Source organism: Pseudoalteromonas luteoviolacea (assembly GCF_018100925.1).
Taxonomy (GTDB): Bacteria; Pseudomonadota; Gammaproteobacteria; order Enterobacterales; family Alteromonadaceae; genus Pseudoalteromonas; species Pseudoalteromonas obscura.
This window is the reverse complement of sequence record NZ_JAGJEH010000001.1, coordinates 223,658-246,308: the sequence shown is the minus strand read 5'-3', so window position 1 is coordinate 246,308 and position 22,651 is coordinate 223,658. Positions and strand designations below refer to the sequence as shown.

The following is a 22,651-nucleotide window of genomic DNA, read 5'->3' as shown; positions in this document are numbered from 1 at the left end:
GACAAATTTCGATAAATAAAGCTAGATATCCAATTTTCGTAGCAAAACACGCTGTAGTCAGCAAAAAATACGCGCACTCTAATTTGAGTACGCGTCATTTTATATATTAATCTGTTTAAAGCTTGCTCACATCGACCGTAAGCGATGTTAAGTGCTGACTAATTTTAGGGTTCACCGAGACCGATTTATTGCCACCTAAGTGCTTAGCGAAAAACGCCTCCATAGCAACGATAGATGCAAGCTTATTGTCTTGCTGTCTAAACCCATGTCCTTCATCTTTAGCTAAAATATACTCAACTGGACGATTAGTTTTATACAGCTTTTTTGCAATCGTATCCGATTGGTATTGAGGGATCCTCGGGTCATTTGCACCTTGGATCAACATAATTGGTGTCCTTATTTGGTCAACAAAATTAATCGGAGAGCGCGACTCCATATCTAGTCGATCTGAATCGATAAGAGGATCACCAACACTGGCAAAAACAGTTCCCATGTAAGGCCTATAATGCTCTGGAAAAGACTCTACCATGGCTGTGATACTTGAAGGGCCAACATAAGATATAACAGCACTGTAAATATCAGGCGTAAACGTCGCTCCCGCCAATGCCGCATAACCACCGTAAGACGCGCCCATTATCCCCACTCGCTTTTTATCCGCAATGCCCTGAGATACCAAATAGTTAACACCATCTGTCAAATCTTGTTGCATGGCACCTGTACCCCAGTTTCGATTGCCCAACTCAATAAACTTCTTGCCAAAACCAGTCGAACTCCTAAAGTTTGGCTGCAATACCGCGTACCCACGATTTGCAAAGAAGTGCGCAATCGGCACAAAGTAATCGCTCGAATAACCCCATTCATCTCTTGCCCATGGCCCCCCGTGGGGCAATACAATAGTAGGCAGATTCTTTTTAGCATGTTGTGGCAGCGTCAAGTAGGCTTGAATTTCGAGGCCATCCGTTGCTTTGTAAGTAATAGACTTCCTTTCGCCCAACAAGTTTGGATCAAAAGTCGGTGCTTGATTCAGCAAATCAGTCAAAGTATCTGTGCTGGTGTTATATACAAACTTTTCGTCCGGTTTGTTGGCATAAGACACTGTTAAATACCACTGATTTTTATCGTGCTCTATTTTTTCAACTAAAACATCAAATTCGCCATCTAAATGGCCTTTGATTTTATTCAATGTTTTAGACGATTTACCATCAATCGGATAATTGCGCAGTCGTCCACCATAATACGAAACAATCATAGGTTGACCCTTTTTATCAAAGACAACATGATGTAAATCTGATTGGTCTTGCGGATCTTTATGCGCTGTTTTTAATTTGTTTGTGGCAAGATCTAGCTCTAATAGCTCTTTTTTGTCTCTGCCTTGGACACTGCCAGAAATAAATGCACGGTTATTACTGTGGTCGTAACTAATAACACTGACGTTTTCGCCAACCTCCGATTGAAATACTTTCGACCACCCCTCATTAGCTCGTTTGTAGACAGTAACCGAATTGTCTGGGTTAAGCTTTGCAGCGACAGCCGCATAGCCATTATCGTCAAGCTCCGCAGTATAAAACGAAATATCATTTTTTTGCACCAATTGTACAGCTTGAGTTTTAATATCCACATGGAATACATCCATTTGACTACTAATGTGGTTTGCCAGTACCGCGATTTTGCTCGGGTTGTTCTTTACTTGTGCAATGAATGTATAATCAACGTCGTCATTGTGCGTCAGTCGAGTAACTTCTGGTTTAGCTTGTAGGTTATTTGGCGTAAAGCGCAGCGTAAATATTTGGTCATTTTCATTTCCTTCAAAGTCTTTGTTAAACAGTATCTCATTGTCGTTATCTGACCACACGAATCCATCGACACCATCTTCAAATGAAGTCAGTGTCACTGCACTTGCAAGTCCTTCACCTTGGCGAACCAGATGAATATTTTTTCCTCCATTGTTCATTTGTAAGAAAGCTATCCACTGTCCATCATTTGATAAAGAGACGTGGCTGATCTGCTCAGAACTAAACAAACTTTCTAGCTCGACCAGCTCTTGGGCCTGCTGTGTTTGAACAGCATTCGTTTGATCAAACACATTGGTAAATTGACATCCCGCAAGTAAAAAACTTGAGCTGATTGCTGCGCTGATTAGCGCGCTTTTAAATAGCGATTGATTCTTTTGCATAATTAGGTGCTCCTCGGTAACTTTGAAAATATCATTACATGAAATAAAATTATTGTAAAACGATAATTTTTTACTTTTTTTCAGAAATTAATTTATGTGTGATATGATTCACCTCAGATAACGAGATAAACCGTGGAGCATTCATGTCCCAAACAATCGAAAAAATTCAGAGAAGAAGTGGCGCTATTCGCCTAGCTGTTATTGCAATCACGCTTTTGGTTTTGGCATTCAACTTGTACCAAATTGTGGTAAATAATCAGGTCAATTATTTCGATAGTGAACTGTTTATGGTGATGTGGAAGTCTGAGAACATCAGCCAACTCGTCTTGTTTTTACTGAGCTCACCGATATTAATTTTTATCGTTGCGTCCATTTATTGGGTATGCAAGTTACTTTCGCTATTTGAGCAAGGGCAGTTTTTTAATCACGAGTGTTTTCGCTGTTTTATTAATTTTATCTTGCTGAAAATTGCCTCAACCATTTACTACATTGCGCTGACTTTAGGGATCGGATTTTGGCATAGAGCAGTATTTGGTGACGCCGAAGTCGTATTGACGATTGATTTTGGAGAGCTAATTACGCTGGGTTTATTGGCAATCGTGGCCTACTTGCTCAAAGCAGCAAAAGAAATCGAAGATGAGAACAAGGAGTTTGTCTAACTATGGAGATCATCGTTAACCTTGACGTAGTGATGGCAATGCGTAAAGTTTCATCAAAAGAATTGGCCAAAGCTATTGGCATCACAGAAGCAAATTTATCTTTGTTAAAGCGGGGTAAGGTCAAAGGAGTGAGGTTTGAAACTCTTGCACAGATCTGCAATTACCTCGATTGTCAGCCCGGCGATATATTGGTTTTCAACAAGCAAGATGAAGTCTAGCCCTCTACAACGCTGAGCTGCTGCGGCTTTGCACATGTTGTGAATGTTTTTTATTCGTGACTTATTGGAGCTGAATTCGAACGCCAAAGAGCACTTGTTAGTCTTTGCTAAACTGCTGTCCTTTGGCGAGAACCTACGCAGGCTAATACCGCCGCACCTTAATATCGCTCGATAGTTTCACATCTAGCCCTTTTACGGCGTCACCAATTCGTTTGTGGCCGAGTACCCCTCTCTTTTTACAAGATTGCGCGCCGAATCATATTTGTAAAGATACTTAGCAACCCCCCGATTGTTCTGTGAAATTTTCATTTGGGTATCATAGTATGTAATCGATTCCCGTTGGTTATATCGATCATATTTGGCGACAGCATAAGCGGCGTATTTACTCACTAACTTATCTTTTTCATCATAGAGTGAAATTTTGTGCCAATTTCCAGAATCATCAATGTTTTCATAGACAATTTTGGCAAAAAAACCGCTTGGTCCCAACACTAAATTTTCCTTCGCATCTCGGAATTCTTCTTTTAAAAATGTGCCGTTTTCATCAAACCAAAAATAGGCTGTCGCATATCCATTTGGTCCCTCCATGATACGCCCATTTTTATCATAGCCCTTGCGATATGTGGCGTAGTCATTGTTATCAAAAGCAAACCTAGCTTCATAAAACCCGTTGTGCTCAGGCACCACGGTTCCCTCCATATTGAGCCTAACCTCACTGACTCGCCGGCCTTTGGAATCCCTTTTAAAACGGTATTGTGCTACCCCTAACGAGCTCTCAGTCAATTTACCTTGTTTGTTTAGATGCTGGCGCAAGCTTGGGTATTGCCTCCCCTCAAAAAGGTATTTTACCGTGTATATACCTTCACGGTTGACAACTTGCTCCCCAGCGACATTGAAAAATGACCGTGTTACTGCTAAATCACTGTAAGAAAAGCGTATACAATGTGCACCAAAATTTGATTTATCACTCGGTTTCGAAAAAGCATAAAAACAGACGCTCGACGGCTTACCATTTTCTACCGCCACCTTGTATACCTTGAAATTAGCTATCTCTTTTTCATCAATGGGGTAAACAGGGCGAATTTCTCGTTCAGTATGGTCACTATCCCATTTTAAAAAATAGCCAGGTGTGAGTGGTTTAGCTGATACCAAAGGCATAAAAAAGAAAAATAGCAGCGTTATCACAAACTTCATATAGTTCCCTTTAGTTTTTTATTATTCTGATTATCTGAATTTTAAAGCTAAAAACCCCATATTAGTGGTAAAAAGCTGTCCAGTTAGCTCCGTTCTGATTGCATAGCTAGGTATGTGGAGGTTTCTAAATTTTATCTAGTTTACTTCATGTTGCTCTTTTGAAGCGACTAAGCGCGATGGCAATACCAGCTCCAACGGCAATGCCGACGCCCACACTATCAAAAATCACATCGCCAAAAATAATGCCGACACCTGCCCCCATCGCAATTGCTAGTCCCATATTGCTCGGTTTAATCGCTTTGTTATTTTCATTTTCAGCCATTTAAATATCCTTACTGCAAGTAACACAACAATGTATAAAACTTTATAACGCTTTACTGAGTGGAAAACAAGCTACAAAACGAACGATTTATAATCGCATAGTGCTTATTTTTGCAATTGTTATCAGCGAGCGAATTGAAAGGAGCTTTGAGAGTAATACCTCCTTAATACACAGAAAAAACCCGGCCAGTAACTCCAGTTGGAGCAGTGTAATAAGTAGCTCCACTTGTCTTCATTCGTCTGTGTTCGTCGTCTCTGCGTTACGACATAATTTATCTCTGTAGTTATTAAAATCTTGCTCGACATTTTGCACAGACGCTATGTGCTCTTTAAATTCGTCCCGAAGTGTCTGTTCAATAGCGGTGTTTTACGCAAGCAGCTAGCGTACACAAAGCACATTTAACCATTTGATTATTATATTTACTTGATAATTACTCAGCCATCGATATGTTATTGCGCACTCCAATTGAGTGTAATGGGCAATTTGGTGCTCAGAGCGTGTATTACTCACCTTGTCTTCTAACGTCCAGTGCAGCTTTAAGCTGAAGAGCCATAAAGACCACAACGCCCGTGATTAAAATAGAAAGTCGATAACTTACAATGGAAAATGTATCATCGGGTACAATTTTCATATATACGTCTTCCCCCTCCAATGCGGTTAAATTCACCGGAAGAAAATCTACCAAAAATAAACACACGCCCAATACGATCAAAAATACGCTTACCATGCGCAGCGCTTTTACCATTTTTATCACTCCTGAAATATTAAATCGCGCTACACAGTCATCTTTTCTTACTTCAAATCACTTTTAGCGCCTAGGATAATAACAGCAATGTAGAAGCCGGACCTGCAAACGGAAATACCACCTAAATAGACTAAGCGAGAACTCTAATGTAAGTTTGAACCTCGGTAAATGGCGCTTTCGGTATACCTAAACTGACTTAGCCAAACCGTATTAAACAATTTGCTTGCATGATGATTGCTAACCTTGAGTACCTTGTATTGTACATTTGTAGACGGTACTGGTGCTCGCATGCTTGAGCATTTGCTGGTTAAAACGCAAAGCATAGTCAACAGCTTGTTCAACCATTTGAGGATGGTTTGTACATATGCTACTGTCAGCCCCAACCCAAAGTGTCTTCCACTTGGTATCTAGTATCAGGCACTTAGACAAGGCTATACGTGCAAATCCAGGGCGTTCAGGGACAAAACCAGTTGCTACTGCAATGAACATCACGCCATCACGTTCATAACTAGCAGTCGCATCACTTTTCGCAGACTCTACATTATAGTTTTTTTGGTGTTTTTCAAATGAGCAATCAAGTGCAAATGCGAAGTTTGAAAAAGTTAAAATGAATAACACGCCTCGAAACCCAACACTTAGATAGCACAAATAGCGGACAATCATTTTTAACATAGAAGACCTTAATATAAGCAAAGGCTACGGTAACTCAATAGTTTGAGAAAAGCATGAGCCATATGTTATCTGCACATACTTACGCGGTGAAAACGATGATGAAGCCGCTACGTAAACAAAAAGCTCTTCATCACTATGAAAAGCCTGCTCAAGCGCAAGAGGCGCTAACAGTTGCCAACCAACTTTATCGCCTACAAGTAACAAAGCACTACTTGCCACATATGCATCAAACTTAGCAGGAAAAGTAACCGTGTAACTAGTTTGACTTTTGCCATAATTACTGGCTTTTAGGCTTAATATCTGATGATCAACCTTAGACAGCTCCTGCTCTGCTGTAGGACAACTAATATCCAAACTGAAAGCTGACAGTGGCCAAAGCGACAATGCAAAAATTAAAAACCTAACCATAAATTCCTTCGCGGTCTTTTACACGCTCGACAAATATCAAAAAGTGCCAAACACAGTATTCGCATCTGTATTCAGCGGCTTGCTTTGTGGTGGCTAAGCAACAACAGCTCATTTACTTTGGAGATATACTCCTGAGGTAAATCAATCAGCCCAGCTACATGCTTACCTCGGATCTCCCATAGCTGCTTCTCGCTGTTTGCACTAGCATACAGTGTTTGTGCCATATGAAACGGTACAATCTTATCATTCGAGCTATGAACAATTAACATTGGTATCTCAATGTCAGAAATTAAATCCGCTGCAATATATGGTTCAGTAAAAATAGCCCGAATCAAAGGCCTCACAATCCAGGGGGATGAATAGGCAGCTTCATCACTAAATGAAGTAAAGGTGCCTTCTGTAATTAGCGCATCGACCAACTCTGAGTGTTGATGGGCAACATAAATTGCGACCTGTCCACCGTATGATTGACCCAAGACCAAAACAGGTCGGTTTGACACGTCGCTTCGGCTTACCAAGTATGCCAATGCGTTGCTCGCATCTTGTGCAACGAGTGAGTGTTCAGCTGTGCCCTGAGAGTCACCAAATCCACGATAATCCATCATAAAAACCTGATACCCGTCATCAACAAGTGGCTTTATTACTTTATACCAATTAACCACTTTTGAACCGCTTCCTTGAAACGCAAAAATTGTCGCCTTATGCTCTGTTTCAGGCTTAAATAGATAATGTTTGATTTTGGCGCCATCCGATGCAGTCAATGATATTGCTTCAAATCTTCCAATATTCTGCTCATCGGGCCTATTATCAATTGGAAAGAATATTCCACTAAATGAGCACCCAGATAGTAATAACAAAAATACTAAGACTGAAAAATTTTTAGTCATGAAATTATTGCTCCCTGCTCTTTTTGCGCTCAGCCAGTGCGCTTAAAGTTGTAATTTAAATTCCTGCTTAGTTGCTTTTTATGGCACAAACTTCGCTAACGTAGAGTCTTCGTCATGCATTACGTTGCCAATAGTGGTAGAAATAACTTTGCGGCCACCCCATTGTTGTTGCGTTTACACGTTCACGGTTGCTTTTTTATGCACGTTCCGTAAAAACGTAGCACTCGTATATGAACCTAATTTATCTTTGCAGCCTTTTTCTGTAAATGCGACTGCATCGAAAGCTTCTGGGGATTTATTTTTAGTGCTTTTTGCAACTCACACCCCACGCTACAAGATCAAGTACATCACCGTTCACTTCTTTCACAGTGCTTCTCTATGCACCGAACGCACCCTAGCTTTTAATTAGCATGGCTAAATTACGGGTTTAAAACCCTAGGGTACTGTGTAGCCTAAACGATATGCATGCTCTAAATTGGCACTTGGGCAAAATTGTATAATACACAACTCGCAGCACCTACCAAATTACCAATACAAGCCTGTGTGTCAAGTGACTTAGAGTTGCGGACCAAAGTTAGCGTCTGTTTATAATAAATACACAACTATGCGCAAATAGATATGCTGATGGGTAGAAAAATTCGTCCGGTGGTTTACCTGTTTCAAACAAATAGTGAACCAATAAATCAGCAGCAATCCATTACATCCAGCACCTAATTTGCGCTCAAAATATAATAATGGATACTGCTTTTCTCTTTCCCTACATTTTGCACTAGGGAATAGAGTTAACCTTTATCAAACACTTACAGGTTTTTCTATTTGATTTTATCAAAATCTAAATTGTGTAATGACAGCTCATTACCCGTATAGATAATCACTTCTCTAGCACCAGCTCCGACACAGAGTTCGCGAAAGGCACGCTCCTCTACGGAACTCAATCCACCTTCAGTTTTCTCCATAGGTTGAAATATAATCCTTGGTGCCGGAGAAATACGCTGGCTTGTGTGCATTTCTTTCACGACGTGCTGAAGTACCTTTTCTGCGATGTAAAAGTCTGCCAACAAGACCCGTGGGTGAGAAAATGGATTAGCGACTATATATTTCTTTTTATCCAAATTTTTGCAGGCACTGCCTATCGCTACAACTTGTTTCGCGCCATTGGGTTTAACTTCAACCGCCAGTAAAGGCTCTTGATCATACACCTCTTTAGATTGAATGTTGCTGACTTTAATTCTATTTTCCCAAACTTGAATATAAAGGTCGTTTGAGAGCTTTCCTCTAATAAATGTAAATATACTCATACTTCAATATAAATCTAATGATTAAAGCGGATGTATTAAATATCGCAAGCGTAATTCACTTAATCATGAACCATCAAAAATTTAAAGATCGGGTATCGATTTCGCCAATAGTTAATCAACTAAAGCGCAGTGGTTCACTTTTAAAATGTGGCTTGATGATAAGACATCTCAAATAATACACGCCAACCTTTTGCCAGCCTTTCTTTTTCTAGTCACCTAACTGACTCTACTTTAAGGGTAAAACACTAGGGCTATAATAAGGAATTACGAACTAACCACATTCGATAGCAGCCTAACTAAGATTGGACTCGCGAAAAAGGCGATGATAACGATGTGCACTATATTTGTGAAGGCATGAACTCATAAAAAGCCAACAAAAGAGCAATGTTTGAGATGTGCCGACAAACTCTGTGTTCAAAATCACATGCGGCTATCATTGATGCGCGAGCTCGCCACTTGCTTTGTGGGATTTTATTGGAAATATACTCTTTGTTGCTTTTGGTGATAAAGACATCAGTTGCGTTGATTATATATAAAGTGTCACCTTGAAATTGGAGCTCAACAGCAAGTTCAGTTGAATTTGGTTGTCACCTTTTTATAACTTTGTACTGAGCCAGATGGCAAACTCCGTAGATTTCTTAACAACCCAAAATATAGGTCTATATATATTCGAGTTGGAGCCCTGAGAGCGACCAAAGTCCCGGTGTTCCTGTTCATCAACTTTGATACTTAAAACAGCCTCATGAACTTCTTGGTCATGCTTTTCTAAAAAATCTAGCTGCCACTCAAGATGGTGCAATACTGTAGATTCAATCGAGTCTGTACAAACCCAAATAGCATTTCTGCCAGCTAAAGCGGTTAGAAAGCCAAGAGTAGCGCCCCCAAATGCCCAAAAAGATAATGCGTAGCAATGTCTAATATTCCGACTACTTAGGATCCGATCAAAGGTGTCAAAGTGCGTTTTCTCGTGGCTTAGCATTTCTTCAAGTATTGGTACAATATCTTGGTACAAATGGCGTGCAATAAATAACTGAGAGCGATAGATATTTATAGCTGCAAACTCACCTGCATGATCTACTCTCAGTATTCTATCTACTTCTTTCATTTTTAACCCGGCTTAATTACATAATTTAGGCAGAGGCAAAGCTCTGATGCACTTTCGCTTAATTAATACAGGAAACATATTGAATTGATACCAAACCCCAAGCATTAAGATAGCGGTGTTTGGTATCAAGCTATTTGTTCTACCGTGGAACAATGTAAATAGCACCAGTAAACTCAATTTTGACGCCATGGTGTATTGCAAATCAGCTAATTATTGCGATTTCTTCTTAGCAACGAAAGTTTTATTAATGATACGCCATTCATTTTGGCGCTTATACATGACCAAATAATCAACGTAATGTGTTTTAGGTGTATGAAAATCAAGTTTTACCATAGCCATTTGGTCGTCAACAATGTCAACAGACAAAATATTAGCTTCCCACTTGTCTTTGGTCGCTTTTTTGAAGTAGCCCGAAAACTCGTCTAACGGTACCGATTTGATGCTTTCTTTGCCTGATTCTTTACTCTTTGTAATCATTTTTACATGCCCAAACTCTTGGTCAAATGCTTTGGCAAGCAGCTTTTGATCTCCATTTGCAGCGCCATTGAAGTAATTATAAGCCGTTTCGACAACAGCCTGATATTCTTTGCCTGTTATTGGTTCTGCATAACTAGCTGTAGATGCAACAAATGTTAAAGCAGCAACAGCCACGGAAAGTAATTTTATCATTTTAATTTCCCTATCAATTTATAGGAGTTTGTAATTGGTAAGCTAACGGATAAAACACCGCTATATTACCGTATTCGTTAATTTTCATGCTATCAAACAGGTGCATTTTTCACTTTCAATATAACCAGAAACTCCCACAAAAAATGGAAGAATAAAATACCTACTCGTGCTTGTTATATCTATCCGTGTTTGATTTTTCGCCTTTAATTAGACTTAATTATTCTTGCAGTAATGTCAAAGGAATCAGATAAAGCCCCGCTTTTCCCGGTCAAACGTTAGCTTATTGCTCTTCGGATTTATGCTACAACCAAAAGTGGAATATTGAGCTGTTAGCGGGTTATAAAGGGTTTATTGGTTGCCACTGTTGCAAGTCATCTTATGTAATTCGCTTATTCGCTTTCTAAAACGGAAAAAACAGGAGGGTACCTAGAGATGAAATTGCCCAGCTAAAAAGCTAGGCAATGCGGTAAGTTAGAATAAAGTCTTCACTTTATAGATAAGTTATTTCTGTAGTCCAGTGTTGATCTAAGTGATAGTCACATGGATAAAGCTGGATATTCACGTTTGACTTGCCGTCATAGCCTCTAATATCTAGACACATACCCTGCTGTTTATTAACCAGTCTACCGTCAGTCTTCATTTGCCATTGTTGATCAGGCAGGTTTTGGCAATCCCAAAATTGTACATTGGCCTTTTTGCCACCTGAATAGCCCGACGCATCTAAGCACAAGCTTGGCGCGCTTTTGCCTTCAACGATATAAGTTGGGCGAAGTTCAAACCAAAGCTCATTGCCAGAAGTATCATACTGTGGCACTTTACCTGTTTTGCCAATCTCTCGTTCACCTAAAGGTCTGCCATTACGCCAAAGTTCAAATACTTGATCTGGTCCGCCATCACAGAAAAATGACTGAACATTTTGGTCTTTCCAAGCTCTCGTTGTTGAACCTTCACCGTCAATACACACTTTTTTGTCGTCTGCTGACCCATATGGTTTAGCTTTATTCACAAATCTAACTCTGGTTGAAAGGTTTCGATTAGAATCAATGGCTTCATACACTAAGCTTTTTGTTGTTTTAGATGTCCAGCCATACTGGTAGTACACTTGAGAATAAATTTTACCGTGCTTTTCCATCAAGCCTTCATATTCGACGTGAAGGTAGCTTGGGTAGTTAGATTCTGTGCTTCCCGTATTGATTGGCTTTTTCGCTTCAAACTCATGTGTTTGGATATATTGGCCATCCATCGTAAATTCTAAAATGACGTTTTTGTAGTCATTGTCATAATTGTGCAGACCACCTAGCTGAACATACACTTTGCCATTTGCAATTTCGGCACCTTGTACATATTGATTACGACTATATATAGCCGGAACCTTAAACGCACTGATAGGTTGTATTGTGCTGCTATTTGAATTTAACGACTTAGTGTTGAACGGGTAAACAAATACATGTAAATAGTTTTTAGTATTTGACTGATAACTACCACTTTGTAAATTTGGAAATGATACTGTAATAGCGTGATTTCCATCCGTTGCACCTGCCCATGTGTGCCAACCTGAAAATGACTGCCCATTTGTATCAATCTTGATATTGCCAGAAGAGCGAGTTGGCTGAACTAAGTTAAATACTTTGTTCGCATTCATTTTCCCAGTAGCGCAAGGTGAGTGGGTACAATCATGAAATGCATGGATTCTATTTGAGAACGCAAAATAGTAACCATCTGCATAGTCCCAACCTTGCTTTATTGTTGAGGTTTTATTTAGAGAGTAATCATTGTCTCCGCTCATAGACCAAAGCGAAACTGTAGAAGTATTATCTACTTGTCTAAACACCACGGTTCTATTCAATCGCGAGTTCCACACAACATCCTGTGTTTGCTCGTCTTTTGAAGGAACATGCCATTTGTGCAATACATCCCATGTTGCCGAATGAGATAGCATAGGCACTGCAAGCAATGCCGGCAGTATCGGTATTAATTTTTTCATTTGTTAAATCCTTTATTATTATATATGCCGCATGTATTCAGAGTTTATTTGATTGCGGCACCTTATTTAACTTAATAACACCAAAAAACACAACAAATTTAACAAATAAATTAACTTTAAAGATCAAATTTCAACCAGGACACCTCCCTATTAAAATAAAACAATGAAAATTCATATCACATACCTCCTACTTTTGGCTGGACCTATACCGGGGGTATATTCAATTACAATTAATAAGATCAGGCTTGCTATGACGCTTAAAGTAGTAGCGATAGTGAGTTCCAGCACAATGAATCCATAACATACCTTGCGCTAAGCAATTCGCTCTAATTTAAATCTAAAGATCATGGATTAAAAAACAGTTAAGGCGGGCGTGTTCGACTGAGTAATCGTGGTGGCTTCAATGCGACTGTATTAAATGCGCAACAATCTGAAAATCCGCAAATAACACTCAACGGGTTCTACCTAAACATACAGCTGTTTTATTAATCCTTTTTATTTAATAAGCTCTCTAACTGTTTTGAATTCTTATAACATATAAGCTCAAAACGCTCTTGGTTATCAAACTCAATAATGACAACTTCAAAGCCAAAGTAGTTTCTGTGCTTAGCTCTTTTAATTTCAGTTAAGCTCTTGATTGCGCTATAGCCAGTCAACTTATTACAAACTTTGATGTCAGTATCACTTACTTCGACAACTTCAGCTTCTCTTGCTCGTAAATAAGCTGGTGGAAAACCCCCTTTGTGTATCCAAAAAAATACGGATATAAAAGTTGTGATACCAACCAAAATAAAATACAAGCCCAGTAAGAAATCTAAAACACCTGTAATTAAAAACCTATTGGATGGGCAACCTGATATTTAGCTCTATCGAACTTAAATTTCACTTTTACCTCACCCGCAGAGCCTTGCACCTTTTAAGCTGTGGATCACGTTCGCAATTGTTAGGCACTTCACTTACTCGCACTGCTATGTATTTTTTGCCAACGCTCATACTGCTTCTTAAGAACATCTTCAACCAAGGGAGTGGCTTTTGTTGATAACCCTAATGTCTCAAATTCATTGTATTCAATGAATGATATCGCGATTGCATTCTCTACTTCTGGACAAACATCTGTACGGCTTAGCACTGATTCTAGAAAACAAAAAACCTCGGTAGCACTTATAGTTTGGTTTCTTAATCCATCAGCTAAAATCGCCATGCAATTATGTACTTCGTCTTGCCACTCAGGAAGCTCTGGCTCGACTACAGACCAATTCGATATAGCATCTTTACAAAAAGCATTTGCCCCATACACTTGCTGTTGGCCCATTTCCCCTCCGCTATTTCTCCAAAAGTAGATTGGCTTAGACTCCCCCACTTTAACCAAATATCACACAAAAATTCGGCCTTCAGCGCAAAACCCTACTGCATTAGACAGATTGCCTCATTTATCTCATCATCAGCTCCAACTAAGTTAGCATATCGACAATACACGGCCAGACAAACTTAGTTTAAGCCAATATGTTTATACATATCAAATAGTTATATCACACCATCAATGGTTTATTGTATATATTAACAAAGTAATAGGTGATTTACTTTGTCCAATATATCGAAACATTGAAAGAGCGGCAGGCAATACTGGCTTAAAAAACCCACGAAATAATGTCATTAACGCACCAATCTAGTTTTGAGCAATAAATGGAAGAGCCTAAATATCAAGAACGTTCAATGACCTAAACGGGAACGTATCGTTCAAATCAGCTTACGGTTCTCAAACCGCATTTTAAAAACCAATGCACTGAAATTCAGGTTAATTTCAAGATAGTTAATGCAATCAACCATTTTTTCGTATTCCTTACATCTGCAAATAAGTCGCTTCCAGGGGAGAATTTGAGTATCAGGGCCATTCAAAAATCACAGTGATCTTTCTACTTCCAAGCAACTTGTTTACAAAAAACATCTTAATGATCCCCTAATTGTTAACAAGGAAGTTAATTACCCTTACTTTGTTGTATAATTGCATTTTCTGTATGGAGCTTGTAAATGAAAAAAAACATAATAACTTTACTGGTGTTACTTCTTAACTTTCCCTTAATGGTGAAAGCACAAACCACATGGATACCTATTTCAAATGGTGGCATATTTTTTGTAATTCCATTTATACCTTCAGTGCCTTTTCCTCCGGCTACGAATTTCAACACGAATATTGTTTCTGGTGTTACGTACGTGACTTGGGCAGATATCGAGCATGCAAGTAAATACCAAATTCAAGTTTTAAATAGTCAAGGCCAGTGGGTCGACCTATTTGTTGTGAATGAGAACAAGTTTCTTCTTAGTAAGTTAAGTGGTAATTATGAGTTCAGGGTCATCGCCTGCAACATAAATACCTGTAAAAACACAGGCCAAGCTTCCATTAGCTTCGCACCTAGAAAAAAAGTGACTTTCATTCACACAGATTTATTAGGCAGCCCAGTTGCAGAGACCCAAGAGTAGTAAAATTATGAAAATAATAAAAAAAGTTAGTTCGTTAGCCTTTTTTTTAGCTTCAAGTTCGGTGTTAGCGGATACGGGTCACTTACCAGGTAATGGTAGTGGCGAGGACAACAGCGATTTTTCTTCTGTATTTAAAAATTACTATAGCGATTTGCCTTCTGAAAGTATAAGTATTCAGGATTTAAAGCTAACTCACTCATTTAACATAAAAACGATCCCTGCTGCAAATGGAAGTACCCTTTCTGTCGGATATGAAGTGAAAGGTTTTAAAGGCGGTGCAGTAAACATCTTTAAAAAGTTTAATGGCCATAGACTCGGGGTATCATTGACGGGAACCGCAGTTACTGGAGGAGACAGGACGACAAGAACCTTTGGGTGTTTAGGTCGTTTATCCGGTCTTGAATTCAATCAACTCGGCTTAGGCTTACCACAACAGTCGAAACCCTTAGGGTTTAACAGCAGTAATATGCCTTCAGGCACACTTGCATTATTTCATGATCACACCGTATTAAAATGTGAGTCATCCAAGCCTGTGGTTGTTTTTAATGATGGAACAAAAATCAAATTTGGAACTCGGAAAACTGTACGAAGCAATCAATATTCGTGGAGCCCCGTTTCTATAGAAGATAAATATGGATTAAAAATTGATTTAACTCAGCAGAACATTATCTTTAACGGAGTTCAAGTAAGAGAAGTTAATAGTTCTCAAACTAAACAATTAATTGTTGATGATAATAATGAAACCTATATAACCACATTTAATTTTAATTCTAAGGGTGAAATAAGTACAGTTATTGACCCGGAGCAGCGGATTACCACTTTCACTCATACTGGTGCTTTTAGCGGTGCATTAACCTCTATCGCTAGTATTACTTTTCCTTCTGACTTGAAAGTTGAGTATACATATCAAGGCTATTGGGAAGGAAGTAGAAATAGCCTCACTGTAAGCTCTAAAAAGATTACTGGGCCAAATATTCAAGAAAGGCGTTTTCAATATACATTAACTTCACCAGAATTAAATTATCCAGGCTTTCGTGGACATAAGTCAATCTCTTATGAGTATGACGTAGATGGCAATTCACATGCTTTGACTCAAGTCAACTATATTCATTCTCCTACGGACTATGGCGCTCGCATCTACAAACAGGAGATATACAAAGGGCCTTATTTAAATGTAGGTTGGGTGCATAATAAACGATGGGAAGAAGGTGAATTGCTCGCCAAAAGAGAAACTCAATGGGAGCACTATTATCTTGGCAGTAGCGGATGTTATAAGCAACTTATAGGTCCATACTTTTTAGTTACACCAACTAGTTGTACAAGTGTGCGTAAATCAAAGCAATATACGAGTTACAAGGTAAACGATGGTTACGATACATTCTTCACTGACTACTTGACATATGGTACATACAGCGGATTAACAAAGCAAAAAGAAGTCTTTTCAAGCTCTTCAACTTTGCCTGCAAATCGAATTGATTCACAAGCTTTTTCTGGTGCTACCAAGTATACAAAAAGTTCGTACTCTCACAATAAAACTAATTGGATAATAAATAGTCTTAATAAAAAGGAATATTCAAGTAGTGATAGTGGTTATGTTGCAGAGACTCAATTTACCCTTGATCCAAATACGCTAGACATTAAACATAAATATAGCTTTGGACAACTGAAAGAAAGTTATTCTTATCATGCAGCAGGCAGCTCAAAGGGGGCATTCAAAAGTAAAACGCTGAATCACTACCGCTTATCTGGTAGCGGAAAAATAACAACTACTTACAGTGCAGATTACAATGCGAACGTACCAAGGACAACTACTTCATACAAAGCTACTTCTGATAGTACTGTCCAAGAGATTAAATTGGCAGATTCATTTGGTAATGTTTTAGAACATACCGATAAAAAAGGTACTAAGTCTCAATACAAATATGACAAATTAGGGAGGCTGATTTCTGAGAAGACAGAAAATGATACGAGTTATGGGCGTATATGGCTAGGGACCCTTTATAGTTGGGATGATACAAATAATAAGAAGACAATAACACATTGTACATTAAACAACTCGATGTCTGGTTGTGCTGCAAACTCCGAGCTACAAATCGAAGAGACATATAATGCATATGGTCAAATTATTCTGAAAAAGTATCGAGATTTAAAATACCCAACAGCACTTAACAATACACGTTACAAAGTCTTTAGCTATGATAAATTTGGGCGTCTGGCATTTGAATCAATAATGAGTGACAGCCAAACAGAAACGATTGGTACAAGGTATCATTACGACTTTTTAAATCGCCGTATCAGAACTGAACAATCTGGCTTAGGAACAGTTTACTATCGCTATTTGTCAGGCCATAGAATGGAAGAGACTGATGGCAAAGGTAATAAAACGACTAAAACTTTCCTAAGCTATCACGGGCCCAATTATAAGAATGTTATACAAGTTGCCTCACCTGAGTCGATTTTAACAACTTTACAAAGAGACGTTGGTGGCTTTATTAAATCGATTACTCAATCTAATGAAGCGCCAACAAACCCAGGAGGGGGAACCGGAGGTGGCAATGGAGGTGGTGACGATGGTGGAGTTGAGCCAGATCCACCAATTTGTGACATTATAGAGCCTTTGGGTTGTCATGATCCTCGTGTTATTAACCCAAGCAACGTTTATTCTGCAAGTTCTGCAAATAAAGTTTTAAAACAAACAGAAACTCGTATATATGACTCAAACAAACAACTATGCTTAATAAAGCGAGCAGATGTTGGCAACACTGTCATGAAGTACAATGCACTAGGCCAATTAGCATGGAAGAAAGAGGGCACTAGTTATAATGCATGTTTAACGTCTGCTCCCGCAGGAAGTGTACACTTCACCTATAATAATTTAGGTTTACTACATAAGACTAACTACTCAGGAACGGCTTTAGATCTAGAACAGGGGTATGACAATAATGGAAATTTAACCGCACTCATTAAGTCTAATGTTACTCAAATTTATACATATAATAACAAGAACTTGATAGAAACTGAGATTATAACTATCTCTGATCAGACTCCTGTCTCACTGCAATATGATTATGATTCTGTGGCAAATATTAATGCTATTACTTATCCAGATGGATCAAAAGTTAAATATATGCCAAACGCATACGGCGAGGCACAGTCGGTCGCTGCTTATAATAGTAACAACATACTACAGCAGAGCTTTGTTAAAAATGTAAATTATTACCCCAATGGTATGGCTAAGAGCTATGAGTTCAGCAATGGCGTAAAACATAACCTTGAGCTATACACGGATAGTAACTTACCTAAAAGGATAACTGATTTAAAGACGGGTATTAACGCTTTAGATTTAACATATAGCTTCGATAATAATGGAAACGTTAAATCTATATTAAATGGCATTGATTCAGGCTATTCTATAACAAGCATGCAATATGATGGTGTTGATAGACTCACCAAAGTAACCGCTGGTAGTAAAATAGGCAATAGTGATATCGATTATGATGTACTGGGCAATATTACAAGCTATTCAAGTAAAAACAGAAATCTTGCATATACCTACAATGCAGATAACAATCGACTCACTTCTGTTTCAGGAGTAAGTGGTAAATATAGCAATATCGGCTATGACAGCAGAGGAAATATCACAAACAATGGAAAGTACTCATTAAGCTTTAATGATGCAAACCAAGTAACAACAGCGAATGGTAATAATTATTTATATGATGGTTTTAATCGCAGAGTCAAAAAAGTAGAAAGCGGTAAGACCGAATATAGCATATTTAATCAAAGCGGCCGGCTTTTATTCAACCAAACAGGTGCACTCACAGGGAATGGTATTAACTATATTTATTTAGGCACCAAGTTGATTGCAAAGTACGGCAACGTACCAACTGTTTCCTTAGCCAACAGTAAACAACATTATCGACCTTTCGGTGAAAGTATTGAAGGGGCTAGAGATACTATTGGTTACACAGGCCATGAGTATGATGAAAACCTCGGTTTAAACTATATGCAGGCACGATACTATGATCCAGTCATAGGTCGGTTCTACTCGAATGATCCGGTTGGTACTTTAGGGCATTTCAGCCAAGGTAATATTCACGGGTTTAACCGTTATGCTTACGCAAACAACAACCCATACAAATATACTGATCCAGATGGTAAATTCGCTATTCTTGCACCGCTTGTCCCACCAGCTTTGACAGCACTTGGGAAAGCTCTTGGTTTTGTTGGTACTGCTGCCGTCGCAGGGTACGCTGGCTCTGAAGCGCTGAATGCCTATAATGAGTCGGCAGATCCTGTGGAAGGTGTCTTAGAAGGGGCTAGCGCTGGCGAAAAAACAAAAGGTCGTACCAAGAACTTTGATAAGCCAGGGGGAATGGACCAAGCAAATAGTGATTTTGATGATATCGTAGACCCAGATAGTATAGAAACTATAACTGATGGAAAGGGAGGAAAAGGAAGACGCGGGACTGTCAATGATGGGAGTGGTCGAAAAGTTAATGTCAGACCCAATAGTTCTGATGGAAGACCAACAGTTGAAATTCAAGACGGTAAAAATAAGACTAAAATTAGATATGATAAAGAGAAAAGCTAGCATATGAGCATAAACATTTATTCTATATGGCAACCGATGTCAGAACTTAAAGGTAGGGTTATCATTGATAAGGTTGAAGATACAGATGAAGGCTTAGCTATCTATATCCACAATAGTGAATCGAAAAAGAATTTTAAGATCTTATTTGATCCATACGTCGCATATAGAAATATGGATGAAAGTTACCGAGCAAGAACTTTTTCAGAGACTGGCGGTTTTGAGAATAGTTTAAATACAGTTAATAATTCTTCTTGGTTAGAGTGGTTTCATGCTGAAAGCCAAGGTTACTATCAGGGGGAAGATATTATTCACTATTCGATAATAACAGATGCTGATTGTATCGATGTGTTGTCTGAATTTGAGCCAGATATAGTGGTAATCGAATAGAGACATCTTTAATCCAAAGCCCCGCACTAGCGGGGCTTTTTGCTGTTTTTCAGTTCAGGTATCAAGATAATTTTGTTTAGTAAAAGTGGTTAGCTATCAACTTGTGATTACGCCAAAACCGCTTGGTAATCACACTAATTCAGAGAATAAAACGATGAAAGACATAAAAATAGGCGCTGCATCCAATGCGTTTTGGCTGATTGGTATGAACCTAGATGTAGCAAACGGCTATATTGTTGCATCTCTAGGAGAGTCACCAGATTCTGAAAAAGTTGCTTATATTCTCTTTTTCGATGAATTGGTAGACGTTGAGATCGTATACTTTGATGAAAGTGTCAGCGATTATCTTTCAAGCTTTCTGGGTTTAGTTGGAGATGACTGTGGGAAATATGTTTTTACTACAGATACCTTTGAGATTTCTTTTAATGCACAAAAATTTTCTCTAGAGGAAAAGTAAGTTAGTAGCCACTTTAAAATTAAACGTCCGCTTATAGCAATAAGCGGACTGTCAGTTTTGTGTTATATCTTAACTTCTCTTACACAATGATTTGTTTGCCTGCCTTCTTCTACGGTAAATTCAAATGAATCTTCAGCTTGATTTATAATAACGCCAACTTCTTCACTTAAGAGGTGTTTTTTAAAATCTTCTACAGCTGCAGCACCAAATATTTCCTTACCTTTTACAACTTCTAAATCCACATTGTTTGGCACAACTTTTATGTTCACACCGTCAACAAAAAGCAGACCAGCTTCAACTGTTTTCAATTCTATTTTTGGGATTGCATTTATTCCTGTTGGCACCACTATATGGCCACGACGAGTAAATTTAGTTTCATCTTTATCGACGACAAGTAAGAATGATGAGTCTATCTTAGCTGGGAGCTCAGTTTCAGTTGTGGCGCTACAACTCCATGAACCAGATAACTGCCCTTTTGCAGAAACAAAATTAGAATATAGACTTATTACAATAGTTAAAATAATTACTTTAAACACAATACCCTCTGATAAAAAATTCTTTTTACTTACTCATGCTTATTACTGGCTGTTCAATTTATGCAATCATTACCGGCTTTAAACACTTAATGACCATTATTTTAAACCTTCTTCAAGGTTGACTAAATTAACGACGACCGAATTCAAGCAAACTCGATTTTGCAATTGTTAAACAGTGTGTACATTCAACTACCACTTAGCACTCTCCTTTAAAGCCTGTGTGATAGATTTTGCAATTTCCCAGCGTGGAGTATTACTTGAATTGGTAAGTAGGATCAACGCATTTTTGCTATCTGGGTAAGTAAGAACAAGTGATTTATAACCTCGTATACTGCCTGGGTGTCTAGCAATTTGGCCATCCGCACTTTTATATACTTGCCAACCCAACCCCATATATATTTCTCCCCATGAAGTTTTAACTTGAGGCTGCAACATCTCTTTGTATGTTTGCTTCTTCAAAATAAGTGGCTCATCGGTAAGCGTTAATTTAAGCCATTGACTTAAGTCGTGTACATTAGAAATTAGCCCTTCACTTGGATTAAACGATGGGTCATAAGGCCTCTGTTTTGACTTATCTATTAACTTACCTTTGTATGTGGGTTTCGTTTCAAAAATATATGAGTTTTTACCATTAAAGTAGCCACTTTTATCCATGTTAGCTGGCATTAAAATATTCTTCTGTACGTACTGCTCATAACTTTCTCCAGAAACAGCACTGATTAGCGCACCTAAGATATTATAATTGGCATCACTGTATTCGAAATTTTTACTTTCAACATCTATTTGTAATGATTGTTTAACTATACCTAAGTATGAACTTACTGTTCTCATCTTTTCAAAGTTTACTGGTTTGACTTTGTCATTTATACCTGATGAATGAGTAAGTAGCTGCTTAATTGTAATACCGCTTTGTGCAAAGCTTGGTAAATATCGACCGACTTGATCATTTAAATCTATTTTCTTTTTTTCTGCCAACTGCATGATAGCTTGAGCAGTAAATAGCTTAGAAACCGAAGCTATACGGTACAGTGACTTTGAGTCTGTTGGTTTTGTCTTCTCTTCATCAAGAAACCCGAAACCTTTAATATAGGTTACTTCACCAGATGTAATGATTGCGACAGACATGGATGGAATATCATTTTTGACACGAATAGTCTCAAGAGCCTCTGTCAACTCGTCATAAGTATTCACTTTATTAGCGAGTACATTAAAAGACATGAATAAAAACAGTATTAAGATTAATGGATACACTCATCCTCCTTATGGAACATTCTCCAATATACCCGGTGTAATATAGTCAGGTTATTACGATCGGTAATTAAGCCACAAACATGCTCTAGCCTTTTTATGATGGCACCCAAATCTTCAGAGGCATCCCAGCAATGGCCATGTGATCTTAGCTTTTGGATATTTAAATTAATATTGTCGCTATTCCATTATCCCGTCAAGTACGAACTATCGAGCCTATAGACACTCGTAACAGTGAGGTTACCGATATAACAACCATATCAAACTTGTTGGCTGTTGATACATGAAGCACTAATTGATTCTGAGTTGAGATACAACAATTCATAAGAAGGCAGGGCACACTTGGTCAGGCTTCAGAATTGCTGCGCAGCCAACCTCTTGCAGTCTTATATAAAAAAGGCGATTATTTTCAATGCACTACCATTTATTCTCAATACCGGATATAGGCGCGTTAGGCTGGCTAAAGTTTGTAAGACACAAGCGACGCCCCCTGTTTTTATGTTACTGCTTATTTCAACTTAAAAGGTAAACGAAATACAAAACTTAATTCCTGAGATTACGTGTCACAAGTTATATGCTCTGGCTTTTTAGTAATGCGTTTATATTGTGTTTTTTAA

The 22,651-nt window shown here is 38.5% G+C and carries 21 protein-coding genes; 6 read left to right on the top strand and 15 right to left on the bottom strand.

The genetic code is table 11. The features are described 5' to 3' along the window. Positions 1 to 115: 115 nt before the first annotated feature. Positions 116 to 2,173, bottom strand: coding sequence for a S9 family peptidase (locus tag J8M00_RS00920; RefSeq protein WP_211008503.1), 2,058 nt, complete (start codon positions 2,171 to 2,173; stop codon positions 116 to 118). A 143-nt stretch (positions 2,174 to 2,316) separates the two neighbouring features. Between J8M00_RS00920 and J8M00_RS00915 the strand changes: the two genes are divergently transcribed. Together J8M00_RS00915 and J8M00_RS00910 are read left to right on the top strand one after the other, a co-directional pair. After that, entirely contained in the window at positions 2,317 to 2,832 is a 516-nt protein-coding gene (locus J8M00_RS00915) for a DUF2975 domain-containing protein (RefSeq protein WP_211008502.1), read from the top strand. A gap of 2 nt (positions 2,833 to 2,834) precedes the next feature. Continuing rightward, on the top strand, positions 2,835 to 3,050 hold the full coding sequence (locus tag J8M00_RS00910) for a helix-turn-helix domain-containing protein (protein WP_211008501.1): 216 nt from the start codon (positions 2,835 to 2,837) through the stop codon (positions 3,048 to 3,050). A 192-nt stretch (positions 3,051 to 3,242) separates the two neighbouring features. Here J8M00_RS00910 and J8M00_RS00905 read toward each other — a convergent pair whose 3' ends face one another. The 12 genes from J8M00_RS00905 to J8M00_RS00850 all read right to left on the bottom strand — a co-directional run bounded on the left by J8M00_RS00905 (position 3,243) and on the right by J8M00_RS00850 (position 13,646). After that, complete coding sequence (locus tag J8M00_RS00905) at positions 3,243 to 4,244, bottom strand: hypothetical protein (protein WP_211008500.1); 1,002 nt, start codon at positions 4,242 to 4,244, stop codon at positions 3,243 to 3,245. Positions 4,245 to 4,389: 145 nt separating this feature from the next. Continuing rightward, positions 4,390 to 4,566 (bottom strand): hypothetical protein, encoded by a 177-nt coding sequence (locus J8M00_RS00900; RefSeq protein ID WP_023398020.1) that lies wholly within the window; start codon positions 4,564 to 4,566, stop codon positions 4,390 to 4,392. 502 nt (positions 4,567 to 5,068) lie between these two features. Further along, positions 5,069 to 5,311 (bottom strand): hypothetical protein, encoded by a 243-nt coding sequence (locus J8M00_RS00895; RefSeq protein ID WP_211008499.1) that lies wholly within the window; start codon positions 5,309 to 5,311, stop codon positions 5,069 to 5,071. Positions 5,312 to 5,548: 237 nt separating this feature from the next. Beyond that, entirely contained in the window at positions 5,549 to 5,983 is a 435-nt protein-coding gene (locus J8M00_RS00890; RefSeq protein ID WP_211008498.1) for a hypothetical protein, read from the bottom strand. 24 nt (positions 5,984 to 6,007) lie between these two features. Then, positions 6,008 to 6,391 carry a hypothetical protein gene (locus J8M00_RS00885; RefSeq protein WP_211008497.1) on the bottom strand — a complete coding sequence of 128 codons (384 nt, stop codon included), beginning with the start codon at positions 6,389 to 6,391 and terminating at the stop codon, positions 6,008 to 6,010. Between the two features lie 71 nt (positions 6,392 to 6,462). Next, positions 6,463 to 7,278, bottom strand: a complete 816-nt coding sequence (locus J8M00_RS00880; protein WP_211008496.1) for an alpha/beta hydrolase — start codon at positions 7,276 to 7,278, stop codon at positions 6,463 to 6,465. 812 nt (positions 7,279 to 8,090) lie between these two features. Then, positions 8,091 to 8,576, bottom strand: a complete 486-nt coding sequence (locus tag J8M00_RS00875; protein WP_211008495.1) for a rod shape-determining protein — start codon at positions 8,574 to 8,576, stop codon at positions 8,091 to 8,093. Between the two features lie 595 nt (positions 8,577 to 9,171). Further along, complete coding sequence (locus J8M00_RS00870) at positions 9,172 to 9,681, bottom strand: demethoxyubiquinone hydroxylase family protein (protein ID WP_211008494.1); 510 nt, start codon at positions 9,679 to 9,681, stop codon at positions 9,172 to 9,174. A 210-nt stretch (positions 9,682 to 9,891) separates the two neighbouring features. Beyond that, a complete protein-coding gene (locus tag J8M00_RS00865; RefSeq protein ID WP_211008493.1) occupies positions 9,892 to 10,350 on the bottom strand; it encodes a nuclear transport factor 2 family protein in 459 nt (152 codons plus the stop codon). Between the two features lie 490 nt (positions 10,351 to 10,840). Beyond that, positions 10,841 to 12,334 carry an RICIN domain-containing protein gene (locus J8M00_RS00860; protein ID WP_211008492.1) on the bottom strand — a complete coding sequence of 498 codons (1,494 nt, stop codon included), beginning with the start codon at positions 12,332 to 12,334 and terminating at the stop codon, positions 10,841 to 10,843. Between the two features lie 485 nt (positions 12,335 to 12,819). Further along, complete coding sequence (locus J8M00_RS00855) at positions 12,820 to 13,122, bottom strand: hypothetical protein (RefSeq protein WP_211008491.1); 303 nt, start codon at positions 13,120 to 13,122, stop codon at positions 12,820 to 12,822. Between the two features lie 164 nt (positions 13,123 to 13,286). Next, positions 13,287 to 13,646: a hypothetical protein gene (locus tag J8M00_RS00850; protein ID WP_211008490.1), complete on the bottom strand. Its 360-nt coding sequence runs from the start codon at positions 13,644 to 13,646 to the stop codon at positions 13,287 to 13,289. A gap of 716 nt (positions 13,647 to 14,362) precedes the next feature. Here J8M00_RS00850 and J8M00_RS00845 point away from each other — a divergent pair. The 4 genes from J8M00_RS00845 to J8M00_RS00830 all read left to right on the top strand — a co-directional run bounded on the left by J8M00_RS00845 (position 14,363) and on the right by J8M00_RS00830 (position 20,250). Continuing rightward, on the top strand, positions 14,363 to 14,812 hold the full coding sequence (locus tag J8M00_RS00845) for a hypothetical protein (protein WP_211008489.1): 450 nt from the start codon (positions 14,363 to 14,365) through the stop codon (positions 14,810 to 14,812). Between the two features lie 7 nt (positions 14,813 to 14,819). After that, positions 14,820 to 19,406 (top strand): RHS repeat domain-containing protein, encoded by a 4,587-nt coding sequence (locus tag J8M00_RS00840; RefSeq protein ID WP_211008488.1) that lies wholly within the window; start codon positions 14,820 to 14,822, stop codon positions 19,404 to 19,406. Positions 19,407 to 19,442: 36 nt separating this feature from the next. Beyond that, positions 19,443 to 19,793: a hypothetical protein gene (locus J8M00_RS00835; protein WP_211008487.1), complete on the top strand. Its 351-nt coding sequence runs from the start codon at positions 19,443 to 19,445 to the stop codon at positions 19,791 to 19,793. A 154-nt stretch (positions 19,794 to 19,947) separates the two neighbouring features. Next, entirely contained in the window at positions 19,948 to 20,250 is a 303-nt protein-coding gene (locus tag J8M00_RS00830; RefSeq protein WP_211008486.1) for a hypothetical protein, read from the top strand. A gap of 62 nt (positions 20,251 to 20,312) precedes the next feature. On the opposite strand, the gene J8M00_RS00825 is transcribed toward J8M00_RS00830, so the two are convergent. Next, complete coding sequence (locus J8M00_RS00825; protein WP_211008485.1) at positions 20,313 to 20,786, bottom strand: hypothetical protein; 474 nt, start codon at positions 20,784 to 20,786, stop codon at positions 20,313 to 20,315. Between the two features lie 189 nt (positions 20,787 to 20,975). Beyond that, entirely contained in the window at positions 20,976 to 22,037 is a 1,062-nt protein-coding gene (locus J8M00_RS00820; protein ID WP_211008484.1) for a serine hydrolase domain-containing protein, read from the bottom strand. Positions 22,038 to 22,651: the final 614 nt, after the last annotated feature.

Excerpts from the sequence above, each read along its gene's own strand:
- J8M00_RS00920 (WP_211008503.1), bottom strand. The coding sequence starts at position 2,173 with ATGCAAAAGAATCAATCGCTATTTAAAAGCGCGCTAATCAGCGCAGCA.
- J8M00_RS00915 (WP_211008502.1), top strand. The coding sequence starts at position 2,317 with ATGTCCCAAACAATCGAAAAAATTCAGAGAAGAAGTGGCGCTATTCGC.
- J8M00_RS00910 (WP_211008501.1), top strand. The coding sequence starts at position 2,835 with ATGGAGATCATCGTTAACCTTGACGTAGTGATGGCAATGCGTAAAGTT.
- J8M00_RS00905 (WP_211008500.1), bottom strand. The coding sequence starts at position 4,244 with ATGAAGTTTGTGATAACGCTGCTATTTTTCTTTTTTATGCCTTTGGTA.
- J8M00_RS00900 (WP_023398020.1), bottom strand. The coding sequence starts at position 4,566 with ATGGCTGAAAATGAAAATAACAAAGCGATTAAACCGAGCAATATGGGA.
- J8M00_RS00895 (WP_211008499.1), bottom strand. The coding sequence starts at position 5,311 with ATGGTAAAAGCGCTGCGCATGGTAAGCGTATTTTTGATCGTATTGGGC.
- J8M00_RS00890 (WP_211008498.1), bottom strand. The coding sequence starts at position 5,983 with ATGTTAAAAATGATTGTCCGCTATTTGTGCTATCTAAGTGTTGGGTTT.
- J8M00_RS00885 (WP_211008497.1), bottom strand. The coding sequence starts at position 6,391 with ATGGTTAGGTTTTTAATTTTTGCATTGTCGCTTTGGCCACTGTCAGCT.
- J8M00_RS00880 (WP_211008496.1), bottom strand. The coding sequence starts at position 7,278 with ATGACTAAAAATTTTTCAGTCTTAGTATTTTTGTTATTACTATCTGGG.
- J8M00_RS00875 (WP_211008495.1), bottom strand. The coding sequence starts at position 8,576 with ATGAGTATATTTACATTTATTAGAGGAAAGCTCTCAAACGACCTTTAT.
- J8M00_RS00870 (WP_211008494.1), bottom strand. The coding sequence starts at position 9,681 with ATGAAAGAAGTAGATAGAATACTGAGAGTAGATCATGCAGGTGAGTTT.
- J8M00_RS00865 (WP_211008493.1), bottom strand. The coding sequence starts at position 10,350 with ATGATAAAATTACTTTCCGTGGCTGTTGCTGCTTTAACATTTGTTGCA.
- J8M00_RS00860 (WP_211008492.1), bottom strand. The coding sequence starts at position 12,334 with ATGAAAAAATTAATACCGATACTGCCGGCATTGCTTGCAGTGCCTATG.
- J8M00_RS00850 (WP_211008490.1), bottom strand. The coding sequence starts at position 13,646 with ATGGGCCAACAGCAAGTGTATGGGGCAAATGCTTTTTGTAAAGATGCT.
- J8M00_RS00845 (WP_211008489.1), top strand. The coding sequence starts at position 14,363 with ATGAAAAAAAACATAATAACTTTACTGGTGTTACTTCTTAACTTTCCC.
- J8M00_RS00840 (WP_211008488.1), top strand. The coding sequence starts at position 14,820 with ATGAAAATAATAAAAAAAGTTAGTTCGTTAGCCTTTTTTTTAGCTTCA.
- J8M00_RS00835 (WP_211008487.1), top strand. The coding sequence starts at position 19,443 with ATGTCAGAACTTAAAGGTAGGGTTATCATTGATAAGGTTGAAGATACA.
- J8M00_RS00830 (WP_211008486.1), top strand. The coding sequence starts at position 19,948 with ATGAAAGACATAAAAATAGGCGCTGCATCCAATGCGTTTTGGCTGATT.